We start from the raw sequence: 12,696 nt of genomic DNA, 5'->3' as shown, positions 1-12,696 counted from the left end.
TAGTTCTAGTACTTCTTTTGATTTCATATTTAGTTACCTACTGTTTGCTTATATTTTTTGCAAATATGAGGTTCTATATACATATTTTATTTTATTTTTAAATTTATTTTATTAAGTTTAACTTATTTTAATACTATATTAAATTTGGTAGCAATGATGGAAACAAATATGTAGTTATACCTGTAAATACTATATTATTAATGAGTATTTTGGAATTATTATGTTTTATTATATAGTACATATATATTGATATACTTATACTTATAAGGGCTATACATAAAGATTTGTTTATACTATCAAAATTTGAATTATTATTTATTAAATATGATACTGCATTTACTGCTAATATAATGTATACAATTATTCTATAGATCATGTTTTATTCTCCCTATGATTTATTATAGTTTAATTATATTTTATAATTATCTACTATGTTAAGTAAAAGTTTATATAATATAATTCCTAAGTATACAAAAGCTCATTCTTAGTAATTACATAACTACTAAGAATGAGCTTTCTAATCAATTTTAATAATATCTATTTATTCAGTACAACATTTTACTTCTTCTATTATTTCTTCTTCATTTAATATAAAGTTTATAATCTTTTCACCATATGGTAAACAAACCTGTATAAATGGTCCTGTTGTAAGCATAGATATTACGGTACCGATTCCGACAACGCCACCTAGTACAAATCCAACTACTAAAAACGTAGCATCAATTCCTATTCTTATCCAACGGTATTCGATCTTTAGCTTATCTTGTATTATAAATGGTACTATATCATTTGGTGCAACCCCTATATTAGTTGATGATAGTATAGAAAAACCTACTGCTATAATAAAGCATCCTAATACTACTAATCCTAGTTTTATAAGATATCCATATGATTCGATTGGAAGTTTAGAAACTATATTTACACTCATATCTATAATTGGCCCTACCCCTACTACACATATTAAAGTCCCTATTTTTATTCGATTTTTTTCCACTAAAAATATAACAGCAAATAGTACTACTAAAATTATTCGATTTGCTGTTCCTGTTGTAGCCTCTAAGCCTATGTTGTTTAATCCATTAGCTAATCCCTGTGTGAAAACTGTAAATGGATCTGACCCTATACTTGTTTTTATAAATAATGCCACTCCAAATTGAACTATAGTCATACCTATAAAAAACAGTGCTAACCTTTTAACAAAATTAATGCATTTACTCATATATCCCCCCCCCATATTTTCATTTGAATCAAGGTTGTAAAATAGTTTTAAATCTCTATTTTACTTGCATTTTAAATAATATTATAAATACCAATTTGTGTCACTCTGGTTTGTTAAATTTTAATCATATTGTTATTAATAGAATTTAATTTTTTAATGTATAAAATAACCATTTTCTATGATTCTCAGTACAATATTTTATAGGTTGTAAACAAGCATAGCGATATAGCTATCATCATTAAAACCGGTATACTTATTGCTATAACTATTATCGATATGCATATTATTAAATTTAATAAAACCTTCATAATATTTTGATTTCCATAAATAATGCTTTTAATTATTAAATCAATTGGGCTTTTTTCTTCTATTAAAAGTATAACGCCTATAGACAATATGCTTTCTACTACTATAAATATATAGAAACCTATTAAAATTACATTGCTTGTATTAAACGTATCTGTTAGCAATTTTGTAAAAACTATTAACACTCCAAAAAATGTATTAAATCCTAAAGCATAGGCTATAAAATTTTCTTTAAAGTAAGCTATGTACAGTATAAAAATATTATCAGAACTATTATTTTCAATTTCTTTAATACACTTAAGACCTGCATAAGTTGCAGGTCCTATTGTTATTAAAGGAATTGAAAATATCATCCACAGTAAATTTATTATTATTAAATCATAAACTCTAGTCCCTAAGCTCCAAAGTTTGCTGTCTAGTATTTTCATATTTTCCTCCTATTTTATTGCACTATCTACCATACCTTGTACAAATTGTTTTTGAAGCAGTAAGTATATTATAACTATTGGTATTATAGCTATAAGAGCCGATGCTGCTGCTGCATTTAAGTTTGATGAATTTTGAGAGAAGAATGACGATACGGCTAATGTTAATGTCTTCATCTCTGGTGATTGAAGTATATATAATGGATATTGGAAATCATTCCATACATTTACTCCTGTTAATATTATAACTGTTGCAGTTACTGGTTTAAGCAGCGGTAATACTACTTTATAAAATGAGCTAAATTTGCTACATCCATCTATTGATGCTGCTTCTTCTAAATCTACTGGAATACTACTTATAAAGTTGCTATATAAGAATATACTCAGTGGTAATCCCATCGTTACAGTTACTATAATTATTCCCCAGTAAGTATTTATTGCATTTATCTTTGCAAGTAATGAATATAATGGTACTAGCATACTTAAAGGTGGTATCATCATAACTGCTACAACTAGGTTAAGTACTAATGCATTAGTTTTTGTTTTTATACGTGATAGTGGATAAGCTGCTGTAGCTCCTATTATAGCTATAATCAGTACACTTATAACGGTGATTAATACACTATTATACATAGCTGTTAATAATCCACCCTTTTCTAAAGCGTAAGTAAAGTTTTCTAAATGAATTTCTTTTGGAAATATCCACCTAGATGATAAATCTGTCATTGGCTTTAATGCCGTTGTTATTAGTATATAAAAAGGTATTAAGTGAAATAGCGATATAATTATAGCTACTATACTTCTTAAGACACTAGATTGTTTTTTCATTTTATGCCACTTCCTTTCTATTAAGGACTTTGTTAAGTACAAGTGTAGTTATTAATATTATTAAAAATAACATTATACCTATAGCAGCTGCATATCCTGCACTTTGTGAATTAAAGTATGTGTAATTTATTAAAGTTGATAATGAGTGAGTTGTGTATCCTGGCCCACCATTAGTTAATGCTTTTATTGCATCAAATAATTTTAATCCACCTATTAAATTAAGAGTTACACTTGTTACTATTGCAGGTTTTAGTAATGGCAATGTTATATTTTTAAACTGTTGGAATTTACTTGCTCCATCTAAACTTGCTGCTTCATAATACATTTGTGATATATTTTGAAGTCCTGCTAAATATATTACCATTGATACTCCACAGAATTGTAATGAGTTTATTAAAACAATTATCCATACCATTAGATTTCCATTTGCTATAAAGTCTATTGGTTGCATTCCTAAAGCTATAAGTATGTCATTTATAGCTCCTCCATTATACTGTAATAAGAAATACCATATATATCCCATAATTACTGATGCTACCATTATAGGTAAGTATATTACTGTTCTTGCAAACTCTCTTCCTTTAAACTTGTTATTTAAAAATACTGCATATGAAAGACCTATTGCTTGCTGAATAATTGTACTTCCTACTCCATACATAAAAGTATTTTTAAGTGCAATTTTTACATTTTCATCTTTAAATAAAGACTTATAATTTTCAAAACCTATGTAGCTATACTCTTGAGAGTATCCATTCCAGTTAGTTAATGATATTCTTATACCATCTAAAAATGGATATATCACAAATATTATAAATAATATAACTGCTGGTATGTACATAATATTTATAATATTCTTATCAGGCTTTTTCATTGAGGCTTTGCTTTTATTGTTTGTTTTAGCTGAACTTACTCCTTGCATTAAAACTCACTCCCCTTTTTTAAATCATTTATCTTAAACGATCATAGTTTGATTTTGCTTGTTCTACTGCTTGTTTTACTGTTAACTGATTTGTTAGTATTCCTGTACCTGTAGAGCATAAAGTTTCCCACATTCCACTTGGTAAATATTCTCTATCAAAGTAAGGTACTGTTTCTACATCTTTGTACTTATCATAGTACTCTGATAACTTTCCTAAATCACTTTTTGAGTTTGTAAGTCCTGCTGGTGCTATATTTGCAGATGCTAGTGTTTCTACATTTTCTGGTTGTGCTAAAAAGTCTATATATTTTAATACTTCTTCTTCATGCTTTGTATCTTTCCAAACACCTATAGCCATTTTTTCACCTGCTATTAATGTAGGCTCATCTCCTTCATGATATGCTGGAACTGGCATAAATCCTAATTTAGCATCTGGATTAAAGTTCCAAGCTTCACTAATAGCTTGACTTCCTACAAAAGCAAATGCCGCTTGACCTTGAGCTAGAACTTTAGAAGTATCTGCATATGTAGAAGAAACTTTATCTACATTAAAGTATTCTTTTTTATTCATATTCTCTAGCATTTCAACTACAGGAGTCCACTTTGCAAAGTCAAAGCTTCCATCTTTTAGAGCTTCTCCTTCGTTGTTATTTTCATCTGTTACAAGTACTGGAGGTGCTATGTATTCAAATATATTACCAACTGTCCATGTTTCTTTCCCTCCTACATGTATTGGCGATATACCTTGAGCTTTTACTGCATCACATGCTTTATAAAAATCATCCCATGTTTTTATATCATCTACTTTTATACCTGCTTTATCTAGTACATCTTGATTGTATGCTATACCAGCTATATCCATATCTGTAGGTAGTACAAATATTTCTCCTTCTTTATTTGTTATAACTGGTTTTATTTGTTCTGATATATTTTGTACCCACTCTCTATCATTTAGTGGTCTTAAATATTCACTATATCTATTTACTGACCAACCATGAGTTGTCCATAAGTCTGGTAAATCATTTGCTGCCATTTTTGTTTTCATAGTTTCTTCAAAACCATTAGCTCCAATTAAAAGTTCAACATCTATATCTGGGTTTTCTGACTCAAATTTTTCTGTAACTTGTTCAAAAGCTGCAGTTATATTTTCTTGTGGTGCAGTTCCCATTTGGAATACTATTTTTGTTTTACCTTCACTGTCTTTATCACTTTTACTTGAAGAGCATCCTGTTAAGCTACTTACCATTAGTCCCATTACTAACATTAAACTTAATATTTTCTTTGATCTTTTCATTATAGTTATCCCCCTATTTTTAATTAACTTTTCTTAATATCCACATCTTAGAAGCATAGTCACCTTTTAGCTCAGGAACACTTAAACCTATATTAATCAGTTCATCTCCTCCAACTACAAAATCTTCTCCTACTATTTCATAGTTAGCATCCTCATCTAATCCTACAAGTTTTAATGAAATAAACTTTGGATTTGGCTTAGCTAAAGTTCTTACAAAGCTTACTACAACTTCACTATTATCTTCATTTACAAACATCCATGCTGCATCATTGCTTTCAAATGGACTTAATATTCTATAAGTTTTTCCAAACTGTATTGTTTCTCTAATTTCCTTATACAATTTCACTTGTTCTTTTATTACTTCTTTTTCTTCATTAGGTAGCTTTGTAATATCTAATTCATATCCAAAGTTACCACTCATAGCTACTACCCCTCTAGTTTCTATGCTTGTCATTCTATCAACTTGATGGTTTGGTACAGCTGATACGTGGCATCCTATTGATGCATTTGGATAAACCATAGATGTTCCAAACTGTATTTTTAATCTTTCAATAGCATCTGTATTATCGCTAGTCCATGTTTGAGGCATGTAGTGTAGCATTCCTGGATCAAATCTTCCTCCACCACCAGAGCAACTTTCAAATAGTACATTTGGGAATTTTGAAGTTATTTCATCTAAAACTTTATACAATCCTAGCATATATCTATGAGCTACCTCTCTTTGTCTTTTAGCTGGTAGTTTTATAGATCCTATTTCAGACATATTTCTATTCATATCCCACTTTACATATGAAATAGGAGCTGATGATAATACTTCACTTATTTTTTCTATTATATAATTGCATACATCGTCTCTAGAAAAATCTAGTATTAATTGCCTTCTTGCTTCTGATCTCGTTCTACCTGGAATATGTATGCACCAATCTGGATGTTTTTCGTATAATTCACTTATTGGAGATACCATTTCAGGTTCAAACCATAATCCAAACTGTAATCCCATTTCATTAATTTCTGTTGCTAATTTATTTAATCCGCCTTTTATTTTATTTTCATTTACAAACCAATCTCCTAGAGAAGAATTGTCATCATCTCTTTTTCCAAACCATCCATCATCTAGTACAAATAGCTCTATACCTAGATTTTTAGCTTCTGTTGCAATTTCTTTGATTTTAGTTTCATTAAAATCAAAGTATGTAGCTTCCCAGTTATTTATAAGAATAGGTCTTGTTTTATCTCTATGTTCACCCCTGCATAAACGTTTTCCGTAAAGACAATTATAAATTTGGCTCATTCCTGTTAAGCCGTTGTTTGAGTAAACAAGTACTGCTTCTGGTGCAACAAATTCTTCTTTTGATTCTAAATTCCAAGTAAAATCAAATGGGTTTAATCCAATTTGAGCTCTTGCATTTTCATACATATCTACTTCTACATTAGCTAAGAAGTTTCCACTATATACTAAGCTAAATCCATATACATCTCCATTATTTTCTGTTGTGTCTTTTCTAACTAGTGCCATAAAAGGATTTTGAGCATGGCTACTTGATCCTCTTCTACTTTCTATACTTTGGCTACCACTTCTTATTTCTTTTCTTACAATATGTCTTTCTCTTGCCCAAGCTCCTGATAACTGAATAAGTTCATACTCATTATCTCTAAAGTCTATATTTGCACTTAAAACTCTTTGTATTTTAACTTCTTCTTTAGATTCATTTATAATTTTTACACTTCTTGTAATTGCTTCAAAGTCTTCAAAAACACTGTAACTTAATATAACTTTTACTTCTTTTAGCTTATCTACTAGAGTAATCTCTAATGTTGTTGCTTCTTCTTCATTTTCTATATATGTAGCCGGTAATCCATTTAGTTTATTTTTACCTTTATATATATTGTGCGACTCATATCTAAAATCTGTGGCACTTGTCCCATCTGTAAATTCTAATTCGATAGCTGGCGATCTCAAATCTGTACATCCGTAACCAGGATATTCTTGAGGTGTTGCTTCTAACATAAAGTTCTCTATATTATCTGTATTAGTCAGAAAACTTCCCCAGTTCTTTGTACTTAGAACATAATCAATATTATTTGACTTTATCTTTTTTCCCCAGTATAGATGTGCTAAGTGATTACTATCTAATATTTTTATAATGTAACTAGTGCTGTTAGTACTTAGATTAAATGTTTTGCTACTTTCGTTGTAAATTATCGACACTTATTCTTCCCCCATATCTATATCTATTATTGTTTCTATAATTTAACTTTATATATAGTATTATATAGTTGTATGTATTAAAATAATATAATCGCATGTTATATAAATATGGTTAAATGTTATATCAATAATATACAAAGGGGGATTTTTATGTCATCATATATATATTTCGAAAACGATTTTGTGAAATATTTAGAGCCAACGAGTAGTGAGCATATTGATTTAAATTTAAGTTTTTGTGGAATTGAAGATTGCGAACCCTCTCATAGTTTTGGACCTGCTATTAGGCAGCACTATATTCTACATTATATTTTAGGTGGTAAAGGTACCTATCATGTAAAAGATAATGTATATAATTTAAATAAAAATCAAGGTTTCTTAATCTGTCCTAATGATTTAACTTATTATGAAGCAGACAAAGATGATCCTTGGAGTTATATCTGGATAGCTTTTGATGGTATAAAAGCAAAAAAATACTTAGAGTATGCTAATCTGGATAGTGAAAATCTAATATTTGAATGTGAATATAGCGATATATTGAAAAGCTACTTACTTGATATGTTAAAAATAGATAGAATGAAAAGTTGTGATGAATTAAGACTTCAAGGATTGTTATATTTATTCTTAAGTACTATATCTCAGAGTCAAGAAATTAAAAATTCTTCAAATAATGATGCTTCATACAAACTATACATTGAAAAATCTATTGAGTTTATAAATAATAACTATGCAAATAATATAAAAGTTACAGATATTGCAAACTATGTAGGCCTTAATCGTAGTTATTTAACTAGTTTATTTAAGAAAAATTTAGATTTATCACCACAAGAATTTTTACTGAAATTTAGAATGAATAAAGCTTTTGAGCTATTAAAACACGTTGAACTTTCCATAGGTGATGTTTCTAGATCAATTGGTTATTTGGACCCTCTTACTTTTTCTAAAACCTTTAAAAAATATAGTGGATATAGCCCAAAACAATATCGAGAAAATTTAAGTAATGATACTTTATAATATTAAAAGAGGACAGCCTAAATTTAGATTGTCCTCTTAGTGTTATATTGCTTGCTTGCCTATACTTTGTCCGTTTCTTCTTCTTTCAATTTCTCTTAAAATATTTTCTTTATACTCTCCATTTAGTTTGTAATATTTTAGATATACTACTAAACATGCCATCATTAAAATAGATGGTATTACAAACATTATAATTTTCATTCCTAGTATAGTCTCTGCAGTTTGAGTAGCATTTGGTACATAATTTATTAAGTTAAGTCCTATACCTACTATTAAACCACTAAATGCTGTAGAGAATTTCACAATAAACGTTTGCATCGAAAACACAATACTTTCACTTCTTTTTCCTACTTTATACTCTCCATAATCAACTGCATCACATAGCATTACTGTCGTTGATGCTGATGAAAATGCAAACCCTAAATTATATATACCTCCAGCTATACATAATAATACTATATTTGTTGTAATACTACTTATAAAAAACATAGATACAAATCCTATTATAGGTAATACACATGCTAGTATATAAACTATTTTTCTCGATAACTTGCTAACTAATTTAGGGAATATCATTAATGCACAAACTTGTACTACTGTTGATAATCCTGTAAATATCGCATATAATCCTTCATTTTGTATTGCGTATTTGAAGAAATATAGTGCAAATCCTGCAACTAAGAATAGTGCCACTTGATATATTATAACTGATGCGATAATTACTAGTAATTGATCATTTTTAAATAGTATTTCAAATACTTCTTTTAGACTTATTTTTTCCTGATTTTTTACAGTATTTACTTCTTTAACATTGCAAACTGTTATTATCGTAGATATAACAAATACTATAGAAATACCTAAACCTAGTCTAAAATATCCTAATGAATTACTTCCCACACCTAAAACACCTATTAACATTAATCCAAATGTATTTACAGTTGATCCTCCGATTGTTGCAAATATTCTAGGTATTACCGACATTTTATCTCTTTCCTTTGCATCACTTGTAAATGATGGAATCATCGACCAATATGGTATGTCCATAATTGTATAAGTCATTCCCCATAATATGTAAGCTACTGAACAATATACATATACCATTTTTCCTGATAAAAATTTTGTTGGATTAACAAATAAAAATATAAGTACTACAGCATTTATTAATGTTCCGATTAAAATCCAAGGTCTAAACTTACCCCATTTTGTATTAGTGTTATCAACAAGACGCCCCATAATAGGATCATTTATAGCATCCCAAAATCTAGATACAAAGAATAATCCTCCTACAAATACAGATGATATTCCAACCTCATCTGTAAAAAACATCATCAAATACGTTGCTACAAAAGCATATACTAAATCTTTACCAAAAGCACCCATTCCATAAGAATATTTTTCTCTAAATGTTAATTTCATTTTTTTCCCCTTTATTATTTTATTACACCTTTTTATCTACTACGATTTTATTTTACCCTTTCCCCCTCTCTTATTCAATTAAAACCTTTTCCTTAATTATAGTTTTGATTTTAACTTTAATACATACTTTTATGTTTGTTAAATATGGTTAAATGTTATATTTGCTATAACTTTGCTTACAACCATGTTGACATTAATAAATTCACTATCTATACTGAGAATTAAATCTACGACATAAAGAAATTATTATAGGGGGATTAAAATGTTTCATTTTTATAATACAATTAATTTTCAAAATAAAGAAATCGATGTATTTACTATTGGGGAGTTATTAGTAGATATGATTTCAGATGATTACGATGATAATTTCAATTGTAATCATTATACTAAATACTTTGGAGGCTCTCCTGCTAACATTGCTATGAACATAAAAAGGCTAGGAGGAAATCCTTTAATCTTAGCATCTGTAGGTAATGATCCTTTAGGTAGCTATTTAGTAAATAATTTAAAAGATAATAATATAGATACTAGCTATATAAATAAGGTTAATTGTTCTACTAGTATGGTCTTAGTTTCAAAAAGCAAAACAACACCTGTCCCAATATTTTATCGAGGTGCAGACTATAACATTGAGTACAATGAAAAGATTGAATCTATCTTAAATAATTGTAAAATAGTTCATTTTTCATGTTGGCCTATTTCTCAAAGTTCATCTAGATATGCTATTGAACAAATTATAGAACAAGCTAAAAAATCTAACACCCTTATCGGATTTGATCCGAATTATCATGAAATGATTTGGGAAAAAAATCACGATGGCATAAATTATATAAAAAACTTGATAAGTAAAGTAGATATTATAAAGCCATCTGAAGTTGATGCTGAGAGAATTTTTGGACTTGATACACCTAGAAACCAAGTTCAAAAATTTATAGACCTAGGTGCAAAGCTAGTAATTATGACTCTAGGAAAAGATGGCGCTATTGTTACTAATGGTATTGAAACTATTGAATTTAAAACTTTAGCTAGTGAAATTGTTGATACTACAGGTGCTGGCGATGCTTTTTGGTCAGGTTTTTATACAGGAATAACTAAGAATTATACTTTAAAAGATTCTTTGAAAATTGGATTTGCAACAAGTGCTTATAAGCTAAAATATGTAGGAGCAATAGCAAACCTACCTACTATAGAAAATATAAACCGTATTTATAATATATAATATTTGGAGGAATTAAAATGTCAGTAAAAAATCAAGTACAACTTATAACTTATCCAGACTCTTTAGGTGGAAATCTTAAAACTCTTAATGAAGTTTTATTAAATCATTTTCCTAATACATTTAAAGGTGGAATTCATATACTTCCTCCATTCCCATCATCAGGAGATAGAGGTTTTGCACCTCTTACATACCTTGAAATAGAGCCAAAGTTTGGTTCTTGGGAAGATATAAAAGCTTTAGGTGAAAAATATGATGTTCTTCTTGATTTAATGGTAAATCATATCTCTAGAAAATCAGAATTTTTCCAAGACTTTTTAAAACATGGTAAAAGTTCTAAATACGCTAATTTATTTATAACTTTAGATAAAATGTGGAGTGATGGTAAGCCTAATCAAGAAGATATTTCAAAAATGTTTTTACGTAGAACTACTCCTTATTCTACTTTCACAATTGAAGATAGCGGTATGGAAGAAACTGTATGGACTACTTTTGGTAAAGAAACTCCTTCAGAACAAATAGATTTAGATATAAATTCTGATGATGCTAGAAATTTACTAAAAGATTTCTTAATTAACTTTAGTAAGCAAAATGTTAAAATAGTTAGATTAGATGCTGTAGGATATATAACAAAAAAATTAGGTACTAGTTGCTTTTTCGTTGAACCAGATATATATGAATTTATAGATTGGATTAGCAAGGAAGCACATTCTCTAGGAATAGAACTTCTTCCAGAGGTACATGCTCATTATACAACTCAGTTTAAACTAGCTAAGCACGGATGTTGGATATATGACTTTATACTACCGTATATGGTACTTAGTACATTAATAAACAAAGATAGTTCCAAGCTTCTTGATTATTTAAAGGTACGTCCTCATAATCAATTTACTATGTTAGATTGTCATGATGGTATCCCTGTAAAACCTGATCTAGATGATTTAGTTGAAACTAAAGATGCTAAAAAAATAGTTGATACATGTGTAGAAAGAGGAGCTAATTTAAGCCTTATTTATTCAGATGCTCATAAAAATAATGATGGGTTTGATGTGCACCAAATAAGATGTTCTTATTACTCAATGTTAAACTCTAATGATGATGCTTATTTAGCTGCTAGAGCTATACAGTTCTTTGCTCCTGGTATACCTCAAGTATATTATGTTGGATTATTAGCTGGTGAAAACGATGAAGAAATGGTAAAAGCTACTGGTGAAGGTCGCGAAATAAATAGACATAACTTTACTGTTGAAGAAATAGATAAATGTGTTGAAAAGGATGTAGTTAAGAGATTACTTAAGTTAATAGACTTTAGAAATGATTATTCTGCCTTTAATGGTGAATTTATAATAGAAGATAGTGCAACTTCTCAATTAAAACTTACATGGAAAAATAATGATAAATACTGCACTTTAAATATTGATTTAGATAATTATAAATCAACTATTGAGTATATAGATAGTGACAATAATTTTAATATTTATCATATATAATAATATTACATAGTCAAAGAGGCTACATTTAGTATGAAATGTAGCCTCTTTGACTATGTGAAATCAATTTTAAATTCAGTGTATATTCAGTTGTGTTACCCTCCTCACTTGTATATATATAAAGGTTCGTGTGATTGACAAAAGTCTTTAAATTTAACTATTATATAATCTGGTTTCGAATCATATCCTGCGCCCCTATAGTTAAATGATATTGTATTATTCTATTTTTCAATATTCAAATCAATATTTACTGCTTTATCCTTAAACTCTATTCTATGATGATACTTAGGATTGTTAGAATTCTTTTCTCTATAATATATATATGGTAAAATTGTTATACTCTCAGGCTTTTGATTATTT

General features: G+C 28.6%; 10 protein-coding genes. 3 read left to right on the top strand and 7 right to left on the bottom strand.

Annotation, left to right across the window (positions count from 1 at the left end; all coding sequences use genetic code 11):
* Positions 1 to 541: 541 nt before the first annotated feature.
* The 6 genes from ACRDBA_RS00900 to ACRDBA_RS00875 form a co-directional block, all read right to left on the bottom strand.
* Positions 542 to 1,219, bottom strand: coding sequence for a YczE/YyaS/YitT family protein (locus ACRDBA_RS00900; protein WP_438571067.1), 678 nt, complete (start codon positions 1,217 to 1,219; stop codon positions 542 to 544).
* A gap of 185 nt (positions 1,220 to 1,404) precedes the next feature.
* Positions 1,405 to 1,953: a DUF624 domain-containing protein gene (locus ACRDBA_RS00895; RefSeq protein ID WP_438571066.1), complete on the bottom strand. Its 549-nt coding sequence runs from the start codon at positions 1,951 to 1,953 to the stop codon at positions 1,405 to 1,407.
* 9 nt (positions 1,954 to 1,962) lie between these two features.
* Positions 1,963 to 2,778 (bottom strand): carbohydrate ABC transporter permease, encoded by an 816-nt coding sequence (locus ACRDBA_RS00890; RefSeq protein WP_438571065.1) that lies wholly within the window; start codon positions 2,776 to 2,778, stop codon positions 1,963 to 1,965.
* Position 2,779: 1 nt separating this feature from the next.
* Positions 2,780 to 3,697 carry a carbohydrate ABC transporter permease gene (locus ACRDBA_RS00885; RefSeq protein ID WP_438571064.1) on the bottom strand — a complete coding sequence of 306 codons (918 nt, stop codon included), beginning with the start codon at positions 3,695 to 3,697 and terminating at the stop codon, positions 2,780 to 2,782.
* A gap of 28 nt (positions 3,698 to 3,725) precedes the next feature.
* Positions 3,726 to 4,991 (bottom strand): ABC transporter substrate-binding protein, encoded by a 1,266-nt coding sequence (locus tag ACRDBA_RS00880; protein WP_438571063.1) that lies wholly within the window; start codon positions 4,989 to 4,991, stop codon positions 3,726 to 3,728.
* A 19-nt stretch (positions 4,992 to 5,010) separates the two neighbouring features.
* The gene (locus tag ACRDBA_RS00875) at positions 5,011 to 7,200 is read right to left on the bottom strand and encodes an alpha-galactosidase (RefSeq protein ID WP_438571062.1); all 2,190 of its coding nucleotides are present in this window, start codon (positions 7,198 to 7,200) and stop codon (positions 5,011 to 5,013) included.
* Between the two features lie 150 nt (positions 7,201 to 7,350).
* On the opposite strand from ACRDBA_RS00875, the gene ACRDBA_RS00870 reads away from it, so the two are divergent.
* Positions 7,351 to 8,214, top strand: coding sequence for an AraC family transcriptional regulator (locus ACRDBA_RS00870; protein WP_438571061.1), 864 nt, complete (start codon positions 7,351 to 7,353; stop codon positions 8,212 to 8,214).
* 42 nt (positions 8,215 to 8,256) lie between these two features.
* On the opposite strand, the gene melB is transcribed toward ACRDBA_RS00870, so the two are convergent.
* The gene (melB, locus tag ACRDBA_RS00865) at positions 8,257 to 9,630 is read right to left on the bottom strand and encodes a melibiose:sodium transporter MelB (protein WP_438571060.1); all 1,374 of its coding nucleotides are present in this window, start codon (positions 9,628 to 9,630) and stop codon (positions 8,257 to 8,259) included.
* A 262-nt stretch (positions 9,631 to 9,892) separates the two neighbouring features.
* Here melB and ACRDBA_RS00860 point away from each other — a divergent pair, with 262 nt between their 5' ends.
* Positions 9,893 to 10,849 carry a carbohydrate kinase family protein gene (locus tag ACRDBA_RS00860; protein WP_438571059.1) on the top strand — a complete coding sequence of 319 codons (957 nt, stop codon included), beginning with the start codon at positions 9,893 to 9,895 and terminating at the stop codon, positions 10,847 to 10,849.
* A 17-nt stretch (positions 10,850 to 10,866) separates the two neighbouring features.
* Positions 10,867 to 12,336: a sucrose phosphorylase gene (gene gtfA / locus ACRDBA_RS00855; RefSeq protein WP_438571058.1), complete on the top strand. Its 1,470-nt coding sequence runs from the start codon at positions 10,867 to 10,869 to the stop codon at positions 12,334 to 12,336.
* The last annotated feature ends 360 nt before the right edge of the window (positions 12,337 to 12,696 follow it).

It is taken from the genome of Clostridium sp. (genome assembly GCF_051654825.1).
GTDB lineage: Bacteria > Bacillota > Clostridia > Clostridiales > Clostridiaceae > Clostridium.
This window is presented reverse-complemented; position numbering and strand designations above follow the sequence as displayed.

Bases quoted from the DNA above. Each gene is read 5' to 3' on its own strand.
- gtfA (WP_438571058.1), top strand. From the start codon at position 10,867: ATGTCAGTAAAAAATCAAGTACAACTTATAACTTATCCAGACTCTTTA.
- ACRDBA_RS00860 (WP_438571059.1), top strand. From the start codon at position 9,893: ATGTTTCATTTTTATAATACAATTAATTTTCAAAATAAAGAAATCGAT.
- ACRDBA_RS00880 (WP_438571063.1), bottom strand. From the start codon at position 4,991: ATGAAAAGATCAAAGAAAATATTAAGTTTAATGTTAGTAATGGGACTA.
- ACRDBA_RS00885 (WP_438571064.1), bottom strand. From the start codon at position 3,697: ATGCAAGGAGTAAGTTCAGCTAAAACAAACAATAAAAGCAAAGCCTCA.
- ACRDBA_RS00900 (WP_438571067.1), bottom strand. From the start codon at position 1,219: ATGAGTAAATGCATTAATTTTGTTAAAAGGTTAGCACTGTTTTTTATA.
- ACRDBA_RS00895 (WP_438571066.1), bottom strand. From the start codon at position 1,953: ATGAAAATACTAGACAGCAAACTTTGGAGCTTAGGGACTAGAGTTTAT.
- ACRDBA_RS00890 (WP_438571065.1), bottom strand. From the start codon at position 2,778: ATGAAAAAACAATCTAGTGTCTTAAGAAGTATAGTAGCTATAATTATA.
- ACRDBA_RS00870 (WP_438571061.1), top strand. From the start codon at position 7,351: ATGTCATCATATATATATTTCGAAAACGATTTTGTGAAATATTTAGAG.
- melB (WP_438571060.1), bottom strand. From the start codon at position 9,630: ATGAAATTAACATTTAGAGAAAAATATTCTTATGGAATGGGTGCTTTT.